Below are 19307 nucleotides of genomic sequence, written 5' to 3' on the forward strand. Positions count from 1 at the left end.
ATTTCTTAATCGCATTTTATTCGTTTCCGGACTCCTCGGCATATTTCAAAATTTGTGCCAGGACATCATCCCGCCGGACGTTGATGGCCTCAAAATTCATGGCCGGGATGTAATAGGTTTCCATGACATCGTGCTCGGCCTTGGCTGCGGCGATGTAATCCACGGCCCGGTGAACGGCGGAATGGAGACGCTCCCGGGCATAGGTAATTTCATCCCCGTATAGTTCCAGGATGCTGGAATTCAGGTGTTTGTTCAGGTTATACAGTTTCACTTTTTTAAGGTTGACCAACTGCTGGGGTGTAAATTGGATGAAAGGAATTTCCTTCATTACAGCGATTTCCAGGTCCGGAATCACCACTAGGTCTACTTCGGCGGGTTCAAGGGTGGAATGAAATACTTCGCTGTCTAACCCGTTCATGTACACATGATCAGCCACTTTTCCCAAGATCCCGTAAGCCAGGGCAGTGCAGTCGCCGGTAATCAGGTAAAGCTTTTTTACCTCCTGAAGGACGGTATCCAAATGGTGGCAGGGCCCTTTAGGGGTAAAGGCGGAGGCAAACAGGCGGCGGACTTTGGCCTCCCGGGCAAACTGAGCAGGGGCGTCGTCCAGTACATCGTCTATGATATCTAAGGTGATTTTGTTTATTCCCGCCATATTTACGGCTTCCCGGTAATAGGCGGTCAATTCATCTTGAATGACTCTGGCTCCGGCCAATTGATGATAGGCAATCTTAAATAGTTTGCCCACCCGGGCGTTGGACTTAAGAATGGCGTCCTTATTTTTAATGATTAAATCTTCATTCCAATAATCTCCCAGATGAATAATGGTATCCACAGCTCCGGGGTGTTTAGGATCTACCACATGGGGAGCCGTGCCGTCCAGCAGAGCCACGCCAATGGAGGGGATGCACACTCCGTCCAGGGATCCGTTGTCCGATGAGCAGCAGTGGTACTCCACATCATAACCCAGTTGAAGCATTTTTTCACCGATGTGGCACATAAAAGTGGATTTCCCAACCCCGGGTCCTCCTTTTATGACAAAAATTCGGGTGGCGTTCGGTTCAATAATATGGTCATAATAGGAGAAAAAACCCTGACAGGTATTTCCGCCGGGAAATACCTTTTTTAGTCTCCCCTGTGCCATGAATGTAACCTCCTTATTAGGGTAGAGTAGGCAACGCTGCCATGGCACGGGGTAGCCCTGACTTCCAGGCGCCGTTGCCCGGAACTTTGTTCCTGTAATTCATATTAAGGAGGCCAGGCTGTCTATGACATCTTTTTATCAGGGAAAAACTGGGCAGGCTAATGGTCCAATTGCACCAGGGCGGAGAGATTGATGAGCAATCCCAGAGCATCCCTATATTTAAAAATCCCTTGCACCAGACGCTCGTTTTCCAATAAGGGTAAGTATGCCGGAAACTCAAGCTGTTCCGGGTCATAAAAGGTTACCTCTTCCACGGCATCGACAATGATTCCGGCAGTGTGGTCACCTGCTTTGACCACCATGATTCTTTGCTTGGCGTTTACATTCTCGGTAGCCCGGCCTAAGACCGGGGCAAGATCGAGAACCGGTATTATGGCAGACCTTAGGCTGATGACACCTTTTATCCACCGGCTTGCTTTAGGAATCGGAGTGATTTTCACCAGCCTGATAATTTCAAGCACTTCCTCCATGGGTATGGCATAATGTTGTTTCCCCATGGTAAAGACCACGATTTGTTTAGCCATACTAACCCCCACTTGTTTCAAGCCTAAATTTATTAACCGATTCGTTTAGTTCCTGGGTAATGAAAAGCAGGGCGCCGACAGAGGCGGACACTTCTTCCATGGCTGCAGTTTGTTCTTCGGTGGATGCGGCTACATTTTGTATGGCGGCTGTTACCTGCTCGATGGCGGAGGCGATGTCCTGAATTTGTGTAGATAGGCTTTGTACTGCACTAATGATATTCATAAAATTGCCGCTTACCTCTTTTACAATGTTGTTGCCCGTTTCTACCTCCCGGGCACTGTCATGCATCCTTGCAACTGCCTGCTGGGATTCCTTTTGAATGGATGCGATCAACTGCTTAATTTCCTGTGTGGCATCCGAGGACTGTTCAGCCAATTTACGTACTTCTTCAGCCACCACGGCAAAACCGCGTCCGTACTCACCGGCTCTGGCCGCTTCAATGGCTGCGTTTAAGGCCAGTAAATTGGTTTGATCCGCTACCTGGGTTATCATTTCAACGATTTTATTGATTTCTAAAGATTTTTCATGAAGACCGTTGATGACATTGACCACTTCCCGGGTGGAGTTGGCAATGCTCTCCATCTGCTTGATCACTTTGCGGATTTCCTCATTCCCTGCACCGGCATGACCCGCTGTATCTTCGGATATTCTAGAAATGTTTTGCATATTGGTGGTAATTTGTTCCACTGTGGTGGCTACTTCTGCCATGGTGGCGGCGTTTTCATTGGCACTGGCCGTGGTTTGCTGGGCGCTGGAGTTTAGCATTTGAGAAGAATCAGCTACATCGTTGGATTTCTCTTTAATTTGTTGTACCAGTTCCCGCATTTGAAAAATCATTCCTCTAAAACCCTCTGCCAGTCTGCCAATCTCATCCTTTGCCTGAAAATGAATTTTTCCGGTGAGATCTCCCTTGGCGGTAAGCTGAACAATTTTCAGCAACTCAGAGATGGGTCGGCTGATCAGGGTAGTCATAAAAAGTCCCATGCTCACAGCAAACATCAGGCAAACCACCACCAGAATGATCATGGATAGCATGGCTTGGTTGGCTGTTTGGGTATTGCTGTCTAATTTAAGCTGGGCATTTTCTATGTTAAGCTTGGTTAATTGCTGTATGGATTGATCTGCTTCCAGGACCTGTTGAATCCATTCCTTATTTTTCAGTAAGGTTAGTGCTTCATTAAATTTATCTTCTTGAACCAATTGGATAAATTGATTTTGATGTTCCCGGTATTTTCTTACATTCCCTTGTAAGGAATCAAAAATTTTACGCTCCTCATCGGTTTGGATCTTCTTTTCAAATTCAACAAGATTGCTATTCATCTGCCGGTCCAGTAGACTGATCTTTTCTAAACATTCTGCCACAGCCGCCTGATCCTCTTGATTTATGATGCAGTCGCGTAAATTAACTCTTACCAGTTGAAAATCCACGCCAATTTCCCCGATTTCCACCAGGGAAACGGTATTGTATTCGTATAGTTGCGAATAGATATCATCAACGGTCCTTAAATTAATAATTCCAAGCACGCCAATCAGTCCTGCCATTAGAACCAGCAGCATAAAGGTGGACAAAAGTTTGGTTCTTATCTTTAAGTTGGTAAACCATTTCATGATTTTGTCTCCTCCAATGAAATAAGTTTTTAAGACGTCATTCACTCCGTTAGAAAACCCTTACTTAATATTTTTTCTATCTCTGTACCAGGCAAAGGTTTGCTGTAATAGTATCCCTGAACGATAGAACAGCCCAGTCTTTTTAAGAAAGCAATCTGCTCTTTGGTTTCAACCCCCTCTCCAACCACTTCCAGGTGAAGGCTTTTGGCCAGTACGATAATGGTGGAAACGATGGCTTCATCTTCCTGGTCACTGGTAATGTCCGAGATAAAAGAACGGTCGATCTTAAGCTTTTTTAGAGGGAATCTTTTTAAGTAGTTAAGGGATGAATAACCGGTTCCGAAGTCATCTACGGAGATACTCACGCCCATAGATTTTAGAGAGTTAAGGATCTTTATGGTCAGCTCCGGATCTTTCATGGCGGTACTTTCGGTAATTTCCAGTTCCAACTGGGTGGGATCAATCTTAGTTTCTTCAAAGGTGCGCGTAATGGTTTCAATTAGTGAACTTTGTTGGAAATGCCTGGCAGATAAATTAACGGCAATTTTTAAGGTTTTGTTTTTCTTTAGCCATATCCCGGCCTGAGTGCAGGCTGTTTTTAACACCCATTTTTCGATGGGAATAATTAAACCGGCTTCCTCTGCCAGTGGAATAAACTCTTCCGGAGAAATTAACCCCATGGTGGGATGAATCCACCGCAGCAAGGTCTCAACCGCGATAATTTCTTTGCTTTCTATATGGACCTGGGGTTGGTAGTAAAGGATAAGCTCCTGTTGTTCCAGGGCATGGTGCAGGTGATTTTCCAGTCGAACCTTCCTTAATGACCTGTCCTGAATGGTGGAGGTATAAAATTGATAATTGTTTTTTCCCCTTTCCTTGGCCCAGTACATGGCGGTATCCGCTCTTTTTAAAAGGGTTTCTGCGTCTTCTCCATCCCCGGGATACGTGGCAACACCAATACTGGCGGTAAAATAAAACTCAAGGTCATCAATAATCCAGGGCTTACGGAAACCATGAAGTATTTTTTCCACAATTTCTTTTAAAGCCTCATTATGCGGCAGTTCCAATAAAACAGTAAATTCATCGCCACCCATGCGGCTGACAATCCCCTGATTGTCAACGATAGCGGTTAACCTTTTACCCACATCCACCAGTAATTTATCACCGGCCCCATGGCCCAGAGTGTCATTAACCCGTTTAAACATATCCAGATCGATGAATAAAACAGAAATGGTATTTATGCTGCTGCCTGTAGCTTCAAGTCGATTGGCTAATATCTCCGTAAATTTGGTTCTGTTGGGAAGTCCTGTAAGGGTATCGTTAAAGGCAAGAAAACTAATTTTTTCCCCTGTTTTTTTCCGTTCCGTAATATCTTCTTTAACGGCAAGATAATGGGTTATTTTGTCAGTGGAATCCCGAATGGAGGAGATGGAAGCATACTCCCAGTAAAGCTCCCCGCTTTTCTTTTTATTTAAGAATTCTCCCCGCCACTCTTGTCCGGCAGAGATCACTTTCCATAGTTTTTTATATTCCTCGAGCGGAACCTTGCCGGATTTTAAAATGCGGGGATTCTTACCAATGACTTCATCATAGTGATAACCTGTGATTTCGGTAAATTTTGGGTTTACATATTCGATCTCTCCGGCGGTATTGGTGATAATAACAATGCTCGGGCCTTGTTCTACTGCGGTGGACAACTTTAAAACCTGCTCTTTGGTAGACTTTAATTCCGTAATGTCGTAGCATACGCCGATATAACCTGCGAATTCCCCTTTTATGCCGCTGTAGGGCCTCCCGGAGTGGATAATCCAGCGATATTTTCTGTCGTATCTCCTAAGCCGGTATTCAAGCTTGAAGGGTCTCCGATCTTTAAGGGCGTGACGATAAGCAATGGAAACGTTACCCACATCATCAGGATGAATGTTTTCCATCCACCCGTAATTTTGTTCTTCCTGCAGAGTCCTGCCGGTAAAATCAAGCCAGCTTTTATTCAAATCAATATATCGTCCGCGTCTGTCTGCGTGCCAGGCCAAAGTGGGCAATTCGTTAAAGATACTGAGGTAGAAATCCCGGGAGTCTTTGATGGCATCCTCTACTCTTTTTCTCTCGGTAATGTCACGAATGGACTCGATGGCGCCAATCACCTGATGATTTTCATCGTACAGAGGAGTTGCCTTGGCCCAAAGATAGATGTCTTGGCCCGGGAAAAAATTTTCCACAAAGCTTTGGGTGTAAAGGGAATCGTTGGTTCTTTTTAAGTCGTAGGTACAGTCAAATTGATCAAAGGTATCCGAGAAAATAAAATCAATCAGCATGGGCCGGGCCTCATTGTAAAAAGGCAGCGAATAGGCAAAATCACCCTTCCCAATCATGTCCTCCTTTTTAACTCCTGTCATTGTCTCCATGGCACGATTCCAGGCGATTACTTTTCTTTCTTTGTCAATGGCAAAAGTTGCATCGGGCAGGAATTCAATCATACTGTTCAGTTGCTTTTGGGCCAAACGTAGTTTTTTTTCTACTTCAATACGATCGCTGATGTCTCTAATGATACTTAATAAAAAATTGTCACTATCAAACCGAAATGCCTGAGAACTTACTTCCACCGGAAAGCTGCTTCCGTCCTTACGCCGGTGGGTAGCCTCAAACAGCAGATGCTCTTTGCTTGCCTCCTGCATCTGCTCTTTAACTAAAGAATCCGCATCGGGCTGCCTTAAGTCAAAGATGGTTTTATTTACTAACTCCTCATAACTAAAACCATAAGCATCAACGGCGGACCGATTGGCATCGACAATTCTACCGTCACTTTGTAGAATCAGAATAATATCCCGAGAGTGATTGAAGATTAACTCATATCGATTTTGTCGGTGGTTAAACCGGGTCTCTTTCTTCATAAAAATTTTCACTCCCATTTCATAAAAACCAAGTATTGCTTTATAATATGAAAACGCAAGCTAGCCGTTACCACATTCTGGAATAAGTTGGCGGTTTAAAAAAGACGCTGGATGCAGACCGCTTTTTTGTTGCTTTAATAAAATCAGGCAAATTTTTTGTCACTGGTTCCGCCATCGTTTGCCAACTTCATTTGGGCGGGCTGTCAAAATAAAATGGGGCTGTGCAAAAAGAACCAGAAAAGGTCCCTATTGCACAGCCCTAAAAAATAATAGAACACGGATTTTATGGATTTCTACTGATTGTTACGGATTTAATATAAATAATAAAATCCGCGCAAATCCTTATCATCCGTTAAATCCGTGTTCTATTTCTTATTAGCCTATTGTTTGTTGGACTGCTCTTTGGTCCACTTTTGCTACACTCCCCACGGGGAGAGATTTTTTTGTGAACTTAGGAAAAATCAGGCATCCCGCTCCTTGAAGAGGATGGAATGCCATTTAAAACAAAATTAATCCACTTTAATAGAAACATGATATTCATTTAACCAGTGATTTAATTGATACAGGTAAGCAAACAACTGGGGGCCGGTCATTAACTGGCCAAACCAGGGTCTGGCAAAGTGGTCGCCTTCCCCTTGGAGCATGGATCGGACGGTGCTGATGTCGATTAACTCCAGAAGGGGGGAGGAAGGATCATCCAGGATGTCCTGCAACAGGGTTTTTACGGCGGATAGATAGGCCGGATTATGGGTTTTGGGATAGGGGCTTTTACGACGTTCCAGAACTTCCTCCGGAAGAACCCCGGCCAGGGCCAGGCGGAGCAAGCCCTTTTCCCGGTCGTTAAAGCTCTTTATGGACCAGGGAACATTCCACACATATTCCACCAGACGATGGTCGCAGAAGGGCACGCGGACTTCCAGACCGGTGGCCATGCTCATCCGGTCCTTGCGGTCCAGTAGGGTTTGCATAAACCAGACGATATTCAGGTAAAACATTTCCCGTCTTCTGGCTTCAAGGGGATCTTCGCCGGGCAGGCGCGGCACCTCTTCAATGGTTTCGCGGTAACGGGCCGCCACATATTCCTCTAAAGGAACTGCCCGGCGCAATTCCGGGGAAAGCAGGTCTGCCCGCTCCCGGGTGGCCTGGGACCAGGGAAAGGTATTAGCGTTTAAGGCATCTTCCTGATGGAACCAGGGGTATCCCCCAAAAACTTCGTCGGCACATTCTCCAGATAAGGCGACGGTGGCTCCCTTTTTAATTTCCCGGCAGAACAAATAAAGAGAGGAGTCTACATCGGCCATACCCGGCAAGTCCCGGGCCAAAAGAGCCGTTTTTAAAGCTTCCACCAGCATGGGCGTGTCGACGGTAAAATAATGATGCTGTGACCCCAGGAAATCGGACATGACTTTTACCCAGGGAGCGTCCGCATTGGGCTGGAAAGCACTGGCTTTAAAGTACCGGTCGTTATCCACATAATCAATGGAATAGGTGTGCAGGGAACCCATACGGTTCTTTTTATAAGCTAAGCTGGCAAAGGTGGACAGGGCGCTGGAGTCCAAGCCGCCGGACAGCAGCGTGCAGACAGGGACGTCCGCCACCAACTGCCTGGATATGGAGTCTTCCAGAAGTTCTCTCACCCGGTGAACGGTTGTGTGAAGATCATCCCGGTGAGGTTCGCTGACCAGGTTCCAGTAACGGCTGATATGAACACCCTGATCATTGTATAGTAGGCGGTAGCCAGGGCGCAATTCCTGAACATCTTTAAAAACTCCCTGGCCGGGAGTGCGGGCCGGTCCCAGGCCGAATATCTCCGCCAAACCTTCTTCATTTACCTCCGGTTTCACCAGGGGATGAGCCAGCAGCGCTTTTAACTCGCTGCCAAAAATGAAGGCGCTGCCTCTGCGGGCGAAGAAGAGGGGTTTAACACCCATGCGATCCCGGGCCATAAACAAGCTTTGGGCGGACTCACTCCAGATGCCAAAGGCAAAAATGCCGTTAAAGCGTTCCACGCATTGACCGCCCCATTCAATATAAGAGGCCAGGAGAACCTCGGTATCCGAGTGGCCCCGGAAGCGATGTCCCCGCACTTCCAGTTCCCGGCGCAGTTCCGGGGTATTGTATAATTCGCCGTTATAAACAATCACGTAGGTACAGTCGCCCTGTTGGCGAATCATGGGTTGGGCGCCCCCTTCCGGGTCCACTACGCTTAGACGACGGTGGCCCAGGGCAGCCCGGGAAGAATACCAATAGCCCTCGGCATCCGGACCCCGGTTGGTGAGCGTGGCAGTCATTTGCTCCAGAATGATTCGAGCTCCGGACAGATCAATTTCTCGGTCAATCCAACCCGTTATTCCACACATATGCTTTCATCCTCCCTTTTAAATAGGATAAATAATCAAAACAAAAGCCACCATGGTAAAGGGGGATGCCTTAACCACGTGGCGCCGTTGCCAGTTGGCAGGATTTGTTCCGCTTTCTTTATTATTTTATGTGGGCAGAATTTAAAATGTCAGTGCTGGGTACAGGCAATTTATGGTTTCCAATCAATGCGGGCTGAAAGCCGGCAGGATACCGGAAGTAAAGAGCCTGCGGTATGGCCGGTTAGATCGAAGAATATTGTATACTTGGCCGGAGGGAGAAAAAACCTATTGACTGGGGATTGACCTCTGCAATATAATACACACATATAATAGCTGAATATCAATGGATACAATGTTGTATCCTATCAAGGCAACGATGCTCAGGCAGGTAGAGGTTTACCTGTCTGGGTTTTTTTGTTGTTACGGAGGGATACTGTGGCCAACCAACGAATTATCATCGTAGACTCAGATGAAACATGGCGTAAGAGTTTAAAGACCATGTTGGGCAAGCTGGGTTACCTGGTAGTTGGCGATGCTTCCGATGGCCCTACTGCATTAATGTTGGTGCGAACACGTAACCCGGACTTGTTAATCATTCAGGACAATTTGCCTGGCGTTAATGGTTTAGAAGTGGCCCGCATTTTATACGAGGACAAACTGGCACCGGTGATACTCAGCACAGACTATATGCAGCAGGAATTGGTTGAAAAAGCCAAGGAAGCCCGGGTTTTCGCGGTTTTGGTAAAGCCCATCGAGGAGCAGGCGCTATTCCCTGCGGTGGAACTGGCACTGGGAAACTATCAGGAAATCATTCGGCTGGAAAAGCAAGTGGAGGAACTGAAGGACACTTTGGAGACCCGCAAGCTGGTTGAAAAAGCCAAGGGAATCTTAATGAAGACCATGAACATTAATGAAGAAGAGGCGTTTAAGCGCATTCAGAAGCAAAGTATGAACAAGCGCATCTCCATGCGGGCGGTAGCAGAGGCTTTGATTCTGGCCCACCAAATATAACGTGCTATAAAAATGGAATATTGGGGTAAGCAATACCCTTGGGCAATGGCGCCTTTTATAAGGGAGTAAATTCCTTTAATAAAAGGTGTTTTTATGTTCTATGGTCAAAAGGAAAATTTTCCGGTAGCAAAAGAGGTAACAAGGATTTTGGCCGCTTAGATCGTAGGGGTGACTGAATTCAAGCTTTCTTTAACATTAAGTTATTTTAAACCAAAATATATTATAAGAAAGGTGGCTCATTATGGACACGGCGTTAAAAAAAGAAGTAATGGAAAAAGCCAGGGAGATGGGAGTTAAGTTTATCCGCCTGCAGTTTACCGATATTTTTGGATCTTTGAAAAACGTGGCCATTACGGTAGAACAGTTGGAAAAGGCTTTGGATGGAGAGTTAATGTTTGACGGTTCATCCATTCACGGCTTTACTAGAATTGAAGAGTCCGATATGTACCTGCGTCCGGACCCAAGCACCTTTGTGGTATTTCCCTGGAGACCCCGTGAAGGCGCTGTTGCCCGTTTAATTTGTGATGTTTATAATCCTGACGGAACACCCTTTGAAGGCGACCCCCGTTACGCTCTGAAGAAAGTTCTGGCGGAAGCCAAAGAAATGGGTTACACCATGAATGTAGGACCTGAGTGTGAGTTTTTCCTGTTCCAGTTGGATAAAGATGGTAAACCCACCACAGAGACCCATGACGAGGCCGGATATTTTGATATGACACCGGTTGACATGGGTGAAAATGCACGGCGTTTTATGGTGCTCACTCTGGAAGAAATGGGCTTTGAAATAGAGGCTTCCCACCACGAAGTGGCTCCGGGTCAGCATGAAATTGATTTTAAGTATTCCGATGCTTTGGATGTGGCGGATAAAATCATGACCTTTAAGTTTGTGGTACGCACCATTGCCCAACGACATGGTCTTCATGCCACCTTTATGCCCAAACCCATTTTTGGTATCAATGGTTCCGGAATGCATATGAACCAGTCCCTGTTTACTCTGGATGGTGAAAATGCCTTTTATGATCCCGCCACGCCCGATCAATTGAGTGAAATCGCCAAACATTATATTGCCGGGTTGATTAAAAACGCCCGCTCCTTTGCGGCTTTGACCAACTCCACGGTGAATTCTTACAAACGCCTGGTTCCCGGATATGAAGCCCCCTGCTATGTAGCCTGGTCTTTACGCAACCGCAGCTCCCTGATCCGCATTCCTGCCAAGCGGGGGATGTCCACCCGCGTTGAATTGCGCAACCCGGACCCGGCCTGCAATCCCTACCTGGCCATTGCCGCAGCCTTGAAGGCCGGTTTGGATGGAATTAAAAATAAGCTTACACCTCCGGCTCCTTCCGAGCGGAACATTTATCACATGGATGCCGAGGAAAGGGCGGCAGAAGGGATTGTCAGCCTTCCCGCCAGCATCCAGGAAGCGGTTTCGGAGCTGCAGGCCAACCCGGTTATTGCTTCGGTACTGGGACCTCACATTTTAGAAAAGTTTGTTGAGGGTAAAAATGAAGAGTGGGATGAATTCAGAACCACTGTCCATGACTGGGAAGTTAAAAAATATCTTACTCTTTACTAAATCCTTCGATTTATAGAAGTTTATTTTATGAAAAAGGCAGGCTTTGCCCCGGAGGGGTATGGTCTGCCTTTTTATGCTTTTCTTAAAAGTATACAAAATTCATGTCGATAAGGTATGGATTTTTGCACTTTTATTGGCTATACTAAACAAGAAAATGAATGGCACAATGGCGTGCCGGAAAATTAGGCAATGGCGCCTGCGACTGGAGTACATTTTTTGTGCTGCCTGTTGTAGGCTTTTTTTAGCTTTATGATATAATACTTGATAAAAGTAAAGCGAAAGGTGTGTTATTGTGACCAAGCTGACTAACGACGATGTTAGACAAATGTGCAAAGATTTAAATGTTAAATTTATCCGCCTCCAGTTTACAGACATCTTTGGAGTACTCAAGAATGTGGCCATTACCGTTGAGCAACTGGATAAAGCCCTTGATGGAGAGATGATGTTTGACGGATCCTCCATTGAAGGATTTGTAAGAATTGAAGAATCCGATATGTACCTCCGTCCGGATCCCAGCACCTTTGTGGTATTTCCCTGGAAGCCCCGGGAAGGTGGGGTAGCTCGTTTAATTTGTGACATTTATAATCCCGATGGCACTCCTTTCTTTGGGGATCCACGGTATGCTTTAAAAAGAGCCCTGGCCGAGGCCGAACAGATGGGTTATGTCATGAATGTGGGCCCCGAAGCGGAGTTCTTTCTGTTCCATGTGGATAATGAAGGCCGTCCCACTACCAAAACCCACGACAAGGCCGGTTACTTTGATATGACGCCCATCGACCTGGGTGAAAACGCCCGTAGGGATATGGTCCTGACCCTTGAGCAAATGGGCTTTGAAATAGAGGCTTCTCATCATGAAGTGGCCCCGGGCCAGCATGAAATTGATTTCAAATATGCCGACGCCCTGGATATGGCCGATAAAATTATGACTTTTAAATTGGTGGTACGCACCATCGCCCAGCGGCATGGGTTGCACGCCACTTTTATGCCAAAGCCGGTATTCGGCATTAACGGTTCCGGGATGCATGTTAACCAGTCCCTGATTACCCTTGACGGTAAAAACGCTTTTTATGATCCCGATGCACCTATGGGTTTGAGCAAGGTTTGCATGAATTATATTGCGGGTTTAATGAACCATGCTGACGCCATTACAGCCATTGCCAACCCCACCGTAAATTCTTACAAGCGTCTGGTAGCCGGTTATGAAGCTCCGGTTTACGTGGCCTGGTCCGGCCGGAACCGCAGCCCGTTGATCCGTATCCCGGCCAAGCGGGGGATGTCCACCCGGGTTGAACTGCGCAGTCCGGATCCCTCCTGCAATCCCTACCTGGCGCTGGCAGCTTGTCTGCATGCAGGATTGGACGGCATTAAAAAAGGAATGACTCCCCCGCCGGCCACCGATAGAAACATCTATGAAATGACTTTGGCCGAGCGCCAGGAACTGGGCATTAGCAATCTTCCGGAAAACCTATCGGAAGCCCTGAAAGTACTGGCTGCAGATAATGTCATTAAAGAAGCCCTTGGGCCACACATTTTTGAACGGTTCATAGAGGCCAAGAGTATTGAGTGGGACCGGTACCGTATGCAGGTTAGCTCCTGGGAATTGGACGAGTACCTTGAAAAGTTTTAATCTTCCCCTCCATAGATAAGATAGAAGCAGTAAAGGTTTTTGCCCGGGCAAGCGTACTTAAAAGGGTATTGCCTTATCCGGGCATTTTTATCCCCTTTTCATTTAGGCAGAAAATTCTAACTATTTAGTTGTTTAATACTTTGGAGAAGGCAGGTATCGTGAAATGACAGCCACTGGCCCGCCTCAACAAAACTCAAAAAATGTTTAAACAAAAGGATTTAATTTGATGAGCGGGATTTTGTGGTGGATGGATTTAATAACCGCCAACAACTCGATTCCCGGCGTTAAAATATTTAGCAATAGGAGGTAATAACGCCATGACTGGTATGTCTCCCGGAAGTCTTAATGGATTACCCCTAAAACAAGGCTTGTACAACCCGCGATTCGAGCACGATGCCTGTGGTATTGGGTTTGTAGCCAACATAAAAGGGGAAAAATCAAACGAAATTTTGCGCCAGGCTCTGACCATTCTAATGAACCTCGACCATCGCGGAGGTCAGGGCGCCGAGGTTAATACCGGCGATGGGGCAGGAATTCTTATCCAGATTCCCCATGGTTTCTTTGTCAAAGAGTGTGAGAAATTAAATATGGATCTGCCTCCTGCGGGCCGGTACGGCGTGGGTATGCTGTTCCTGCCCAGGGATCCGGAGCAGCGTGAAGGCTGCCGGCGCATACTGGAACAGGTTATCGAGGAAGAGGGGCAAACCTTACTGGGCTGGAGGGAAGTCCCGGTAAACGACTCGATGCTCGGCGAAGCGGCCAAGCTGGCCCAGCCGTCCATTTTCCAAGTTTTTATTGGAGCAGCCCCGGAAGTAAAGGACAGCCTGACTTTTGAACGCAAGCTTTACGTTATTCGAAAACGCACCCGGAAAGAGGTCCGTCGTTCCCTTTTAGAAGAGGGAGAAACTTTTTACTTTGCCAGTTTGTCTTCCCGGACCATTGTATATAAGGGAATGCTCACACCTGAGCAGTTAGATCAGTTTTATCTTGATTTGCAACAGCCGGATGTGGAAATTGCTCTGGCCCTGGTACACTCACGCTTTAGCACCAATACCTTTCCCAGTTGGGAAAGGGCTCACCCTTACCGCTATTTAATTCACAACGGCGAAATTAACACACTGCGCGGGAATGTTAACTGGATGCACGCCCGTCAGGCCATGTGCCAGTCGGAGCTGTTCGGGGATGATTTTAAAAAGATCCTGCCGGTGCTTGACCAGGAAGGCAGTGATTCTTTAATCTTCGACAATTGTATGGAGTTTCTTTTCCTTTCCGGCCGGTCTTTGCCCCATGCTGCAATGATGATGATTCCTGAGCCTTGGTATTATCATGAAGGCATGAGCGACGAAAAGAAAGCTTTTTACGAGTATCATAGCTGTCTGATGGAGCCCTGGGATGGTCCTGCCGCCATTGCTTTTACCGACGGCAAAATGATCGGCGCAGTACTGGACCGCAACGGTTTAAGGCCTTCCCGTTATTATGTAACTAAGGATGACATGATTATTCTGGCTTCCGAAGTGGGTGTGCTGGATATCGATCCGGCCAACATCGCCTATAAAGAACGTCTCCGGCCGGGCAGAATGCTGCTGGTGGATACGGAAGAAGGCAGGATTGTTACGGATGAAGAGTTAAAGCAGCGGATTGCTTGTGAACATCCTTACCGCCAGTGGATTAACGATTATATGATGAACCTGGAGGATCTTCCGGGGACTGCGGAAGTTCCGGAAGGGGCGGCTGAAAACAGCCTCCAGCGACAGCAGGCCTTTGGCTATACCCATGAAGACTTGCTCAAAACTCTGGAGCCCATGGCCAAAAACGGCGTTGACCCGGTAGGAGCCATGGGAAATGACGCCTCTCTGGCCGTGCTGTCGGAAAAGCCTCAGCTATTATATACCTACTTTAAGCAATTGTTTGCCCAGGTTACCAATCCTCCCATTGATGCCATCCGGGAGGAAATCATAACGGCTACCGGCACCACCATCGGTTCTGAAAAGAATTTGATTCAGCCGGAGCCGGACAGTTGCCGCAGAATCAGGCTGAAAACACCCATTCTGAGCAACCAAGATTTGGCCAAACTGCGTGGTATCCGGAAAGAGGGTTTCCGGGCTGTCACCCTGCCCATTTTGTACCCGGCGGCCGATGGCAGTCAGGGGCTGGAAAAGGCATTGGCTGCACTCTTTCAAGCAGCGGACTTGGCTATTGCCGAGGGTGCCAACCTGCTGATTTTATCCGATAGAGGGGTGAACCCGGAAAAGGCCCCTATTCCCGCCCTCCTTGCGGTATCCGGTCTGCATCACCATTTGATTCGGGAAGGGACCCGTACCAAAGTCAGTTTGCTGCTGGAATCCGGAGAACCACGGGAAGTGCACCATTTTGCCGTTTTACTGGGCTACGGCGCCAGCGCCATTAATCCTTATCTGGCCATTGAAACCCTGGACGATATGATTCAGCGGGGATACATTTGCCAACTAAGCCCCGAAGAGGCCGCCAAGAACTACATCAAGGCTGCCACCAAGGGGGTCGTCAAGGTCATGTCCAAAATGGGCATTTCTACTATTCAAAGTTACTGCGGAGCACAGATTTTTGAAGCGATTGGCATTCACCAGTCGGTGATTGACCAATACTTTACCTGGACCCCTTCCCGCATTGGCGGTATTGGCTTGGATGCCATCGCCCGGGAAGTGGAACTTCGCCACCGGCGGGCTTATGAGGAAGGTGCAGATCCTACCCTTGATTCAGGATCCGCCTACCAGTGGCGCCATAACGGGGAAGAACACATGTATAATCCCCAAAGCATTTACTACTTACAACAGGCCTGCCGCAACGGTGATTATGACTCCTTTAAAAAATATTCCAGCCTGCTGGATAAAGAGGCTAAAACAAGTTCTACCATACGGGGGCTGTTTTCCTTTAAATCAAACCAGCCGCCGGTACCCATTGAGGAAGTGGAGTCCGTAGAGGCTATCTGCCGCCGTTTTAAAACCGGCGCCATGTCTTACGGTTCCATCAGCAAAGAGGCCCATGAATGCCTGGCCATTGCCATGAACCGGATCGGTGGTAAAAGCAACACCGGGGAAGGGGGAGAAGATCCCGCCCGTTTTATTCCTGATGCCAACGGCGATTTAAGGCGCAGTGCCATTAAACAGGTGGCATCCGGCCGATTCGGCGTTACCAGCCATTATTTAGTTAATGCGGATGAAATCCAAATTAAGATGGCCCAGGGGGCAAAACCCGGCGAAGGGGGGCAACTGCCCGGCGGTAAAGTATATCCCTGGGTTGCCGAGGTGCGGGGAACCACGGCCGGTGTCGGTTTGATTTCCCCCCCGCCGCACCACGATATCTACTCCATTGAAGACCTGGCGGAGTTAATTCACGATCTTAAGAACGCCAATCCCAGAGCAAGAATTAATGTCAAGCTGGTTTCAGAGGTTGGCGTGGGCACCATTGCTGCAGGGGTTGCCAAGGGGCGGGCCGATGTGGTGTTGATCAGTGGCTATGACGGCGGCACCGGTGCATCCCCGCGTACCAGCATGAGGCATGCCGGACTGCCCTGGGAGCTGGGTTTGGCCGAAACCCATCAAACGCTGGTGTTGAACAAACTGCGCGACAGAATTGTGGTGGAGACCGACGGCAAGCTGATGACCGGCCGGGATGTGGTGATTGCCGCACTCCTGGGTGCGGAGGAATATGGCTTTGCCACCGCGCCCCTGGTTGCTTTGGGCTGTGTCATGATGCGGGTTTGTAACCTGGATACCTGCCCGGTGGGTGTTGCCACCCAGAATCCGGAGCTGCGCAAGAATTTTAAAGGAAAACCGGAGTATGTGGTTCACTTTATGCAGTTTATTGCCCGGGAAATGCGGGAAGTCATGGCTCGACTGGGCTTCCGTACCATCAATGAAATGATCGGCAGAACGGACGTACTGGATATTTGTGATGCTGCGGATCACTGGAAGAGAAAAGGATTGGACCTTTCCACACTGCTTCATCAACCGGATATTTCTGAAACGGTGGGCAAATATTGCCGTATAGCTCAGGACCACCGGCTGGAGAAATCCCTTGACATGCAGCAGCTTTTAGATATCTGCCGTCCTGCGCTGGAAAAGGGAGAACCGGTACAGGCCCGATTGCCTATCCGCAATATTAACCGGGTGGTGGGCACCATCTTAGGAAGCGAGGTTACCCGCCGTTACGGTGCCGTAGGCCTGCCGGAGGACACCATTCAGTTGACCTTTGACGGCAGTGCCGGACAGAGTTTTGGTGCCTTTGTCCCCAGAGGAATTACACTGGCTTTGCAAGGGGATGCCAATGATTACGTGGGTAAAGGGCTTTCCGGTGGAAAAGTCATTGTTTTCCCGCCAGCCCAATCTACCTTTGTTCCTGAGGAAAATATCATTATCGGCAATGTGGCGTTTTATGGTGCAACCTCTGGAGAAGCCTATATCCGCGGTGTGGCGGGAGAAAGATTCTGTGTCAGAAACAGTGGTGTGCGGGCAGTGGTGGAAGGCGTGGGTGATCATGGCTGTGAATATATGACCGGCGGGCGGGTCGTAGTGCTTGGCTCAACGGGCAGAAACTTTGCAGCAGGGATGTCGGGCGGTATTGCCTATGTGCTGGACCAAGACGGAACATTCCCCAATCACTGCAACAAGGAAATGGTTCTTCTGGAAAAACTTGAAAATGCTGAAGAGATTCAAGAGGTAAAAAATCTGATTGAACAGCATTTAAAATATACGCAAAGTTCAGTGGCTCAAAAAGTATTGACTCATTGGGATGATCTGCTGCCGAAATTTGTACGGGTTATCGCAAAGGATTATAAACGCATGATGGAAGCCATTGAGCGGGCTTATGGCCAAGGTCTAAGTGGTGAGGAAGCCATTATGACGGCCTTTGAAGAAAATAAGAAGGATAAATCCCGGGTCAGCGGCAATTAACAGGAAAAATGGGTTGGGGGGTACGTCATGGGTAAGCCTACCGGATTTATGGAATACAACAGGGAGCTTGCTGCCAATCGTGAACCCTTGGAACGGGTAAAAGATTGGCGGGAGTTTTACAACAGATTGCCGGAAGAAAAACTGAAAATACAGGCGGCACGTTGTATGGAATGCGGAACGCCCTTTTGTCACAGCGGCATCATGATTAACGGGATGGCTTCAGGCTGTCCCAACCATAATGTGCCGTCCGAATGGAACGACTTGGTTTACCGGGGCTTGTGGAAGGAAGCTCTTCACCGCCTTTTAAAAACCAATAGCTTCCCGGAATTTACCGGCCGGGTTTGCCCGGCGCTGTGCGAAGGAGCCTGTACTGCGGGGCTGGTTGGGGAGCCGGTAACCATAAAAAATATTGAAGTAGCCATTATTGAAAAGGCTTTTGAAGAGGGCTGGATGGCACCGCAGCCCCCCGCCAAACGCACCGGCAAAAAGGTTGCGGTGGTGGGCTCCGGACCGGCCGGATTGGCTTGCGCGGCCCAACTGAATAAAGCGGGTCATCAGGTAACGGTTTTTGAACGGGCCGATCGGATTGGCGGTTTGCTGATGTACGGGATCCCCAATATGAAGCTCGACAAGCGGTATGTGCAAAGGCGTGTGGACTTAATGGCCGCAGAGGGGATTACCTTTGTAACCGGTACCGAGGTGGGTAAAGATATTCCGGCCGAGCAGATGCTGAAAGAATTTGATGCCACCGTTCTTTGCGGGGGCGCCACAAAACCACGGGATCTGCCGGTGGAAGGAAGGGAGCTCAAGGGAATTCATTTTGCTGTTAATTTCCTCGGGGCCAATACCAAAAGTTTATTGGATTCCCATCATCAGGATGGCCATTTTATCTCCGCCGAAGGAAAAGATGTAATTGTGATCGGCGGCGGCGACACCGGCACCGACTGTGTTGGAACCGCTTTGCGCCATAAATGCAAAAGCGTTTTTCAGCTAGAAATCATGCCCCGGCCCCCTTTGGAGCGGGGTCCCAATAACCCCTGGCCGGAGTACCCGAGAATACAAAAAGTGGATTACGGCCAACAGGAGGCGGCTGCCCTTTACGGGGACGATCCGCGGCAATATTGCATTACCAGCAAAAGATTTGTTGGAGATGAACAGGGACAGGTAAAAGAAGTGCATACCGTTCAGGTCGAATGGGTAAGGAATGAACAGGGACGCTTTGTGCCCAAGGAAATTCCCGGAACCGAAAAGGTGTGGCCTGCTCAACTGGTACTTTTGGCCATGGGTTTTACCGGGCCTGAAGAAACTTTGCTGGAGCAACTGGCTGTGGAACGGGATGAGCGAACCAACGTCAAGGCCGAATATGGTCGTTTTTCCACCAGTGTGAAAGGAGTATTTGCCGCCGGGGATATGCGCCGGGGTCAAAGCCTGGTGGTATGGGCAATCAACGAAGGACGGGGAGCGGCCCGGGAGTGCGACCGTTACTTGATGGGTTCCACGCAACTGGTATAAATTTGATTCATAGTATAAATGAAGGGGCTGTGGCAGAATGAACTGCCCCCCGACAAGTAGACAGG

General features: G+C 48.2%; 10 protein-coding genes. 5 read left to right on the top strand and 5 right to left on the bottom strand.

The window, feature by feature from the left end; translation table 11 throughout:
• Positions 1 to 16: 16 nt before the first annotated feature.
• The 5 genes from DESRU_RS04180 to asnB form a co-directional block, all read right to left on the bottom strand.
• Complete coding sequence (locus DESRU_RS04180) at positions 17 to 1144, bottom strand: PRK06851 family protein (RefSeq protein WP_013840871.1); 1128 nt, start codon at positions 1142 to 1144, stop codon at positions 17 to 19.
• 158 nt (positions 1145 to 1302) lie between these two features.
• The gene (locus DESRU_RS04185) at positions 1303 to 1728 is read right to left on the bottom strand and encodes a chemotaxis protein CheW (RefSeq protein WP_013840872.1); all 426 of its coding nucleotides are present in this window, start codon (positions 1726 to 1728) and stop codon (positions 1303 to 1305) included.
• 1 nt (position 1729) lies between these two features.
• The gene (locus DESRU_RS19745; protein ID WP_013840873.1) at positions 1730 to 3337 is read right to left on the bottom strand and encodes a methyl-accepting chemotaxis protein; all 1608 of its coding nucleotides are present in this window, start codon (positions 3335 to 3337) and stop codon (positions 1730 to 1732) included.
• A gap of 41 nt (positions 3338 to 3378) precedes the next feature.
• Positions 3379 to 6228, bottom strand: coding sequence for a sensor domain-containing protein (locus DESRU_RS19750; protein WP_013840874.1), 2850 nt, complete (start codon positions 6226 to 6228; stop codon positions 3379 to 3381).
• Positions 6229 to 6737: 509 nt separating this feature from the next.
• Positions 6738 to 8588 carry an asparagine synthase (glutamine-hydrolyzing) gene (gene asnB / locus DESRU_RS04200; protein WP_013840875.1) on the bottom strand — a complete coding sequence of 617 codons (1851 nt, stop codon included), beginning with the start codon at positions 8586 to 8588 and terminating at the stop codon, positions 6738 to 6740.
• 435 nt (positions 8589 to 9023) lie between these two features.
• On the opposite strand from asnB, the gene DESRU_RS04210 reads away from it, so the two are divergent.
• The 5 genes from DESRU_RS04210 to DESRU_RS04235 all read left to right on the top strand — a co-directional run bounded on the left by DESRU_RS04210 (position 9024) and on the right by DESRU_RS04235 (position 19242).
• Positions 9024 to 9599, top strand: coding sequence for an ANTAR domain-containing response regulator (locus DESRU_RS04210; protein ID WP_013840876.1), 576 nt, complete (start codon positions 9024 to 9026; stop codon positions 9597 to 9599).
• Positions 9600 to 9840: 241 nt separating this feature from the next.
• Positions 9841 to 11175 carry a type I glutamate--ammonia ligase gene (gene glnA / locus DESRU_RS04215; protein ID WP_013840877.1) on the top strand — a complete coding sequence of 445 codons (1335 nt, stop codon included), beginning with the start codon at positions 9841 to 9843 and terminating at the stop codon, positions 11173 to 11175.
• Positions 11176 to 11467: 292 nt separating this feature from the next.
• Entirely contained in the window at positions 11468 to 12802 is a 1335-nt protein-coding gene (gene glnA / locus DESRU_RS04225; protein WP_013840878.1) for a type I glutamate--ammonia ligase, read from the top strand.
• Between the two features lie 317 nt (positions 12803 to 13119).
• A complete protein-coding gene (gene gltB, locus DESRU_RS04230) occupies positions 13120 to 17730 on the top strand; it encodes a glutamate synthase large subunit (protein ID WP_013840879.1) in 4611 nt (1536 codons plus the stop codon).
• 27 nt (positions 17731 to 17757) lie between these two features.
• Complete coding sequence (locus tag DESRU_RS04235) at positions 17758 to 19242, top strand: glutamate synthase subunit beta (protein ID WP_013840880.1); 1485 nt, start codon at positions 17758 to 17760, stop codon at positions 19240 to 19242.
• Positions 19243 to 19307 lie beyond the last annotated feature (65 nt).

The organism is Desulforamulus ruminis DSM 2154 (genome assembly GCF_000215085.1).
GTDB lineage: Bacteria > Bacillota > Desulfotomaculia > Desulfotomaculales > Desulfotomaculaceae > Desulfotomaculum > Desulfotomaculum ruminis.

Coding starts and splice junctions, on each gene's coding strand:
- DESRU_RS04180 (WP_013840871.1), bottom strand. CDS start 1,144: ATGGCACAGGGGAGACTAAAAAAGGTATTTCCCGGCGGAAATACCTGT.
- DESRU_RS04185 (WP_013840872.1), bottom strand. CDS start 1,728: ATGGCTAAACAAATCGTGGTCTTTACCATGGGGAAACAACATTATGCC.
- DESRU_RS19745 (WP_013840873.1), bottom strand. CDS start 3,337: ATGAAATGGTTTACCAACTTAAAGATAAGAACCAAACTTTTGTCCACC.
- DESRU_RS19750 (WP_013840874.1), bottom strand. CDS start 6,228: ATGAAGAAAGAGACCCGGTTTAACCACCGACAAAATCGATATGAGTTA.
- asnB (WP_013840875.1), bottom strand. CDS start 8,588: ATGTGTGGAATAACGGGTTGGATTGACCGAGAAATTGATCTGTCCGGA.
- glnA (WP_013840877.1), top strand. CDS start 9,841: ATGGACACGGCGTTAAAAAAAGAAGTAATGGAAAAAGCCAGGGAGATG.
- gltB (WP_013840879.1), top strand. CDS start 13,120: ATGACTGGTATGTCTCCCGGAAGTCTTAATGGATTACCCCTAAAACAA.
- DESRU_RS04235 (WP_013840880.1), top strand. CDS start 17,758: ATGGGTAAGCCTACCGGATTTATGGAATACAACAGGGAGCTTGCTGCC.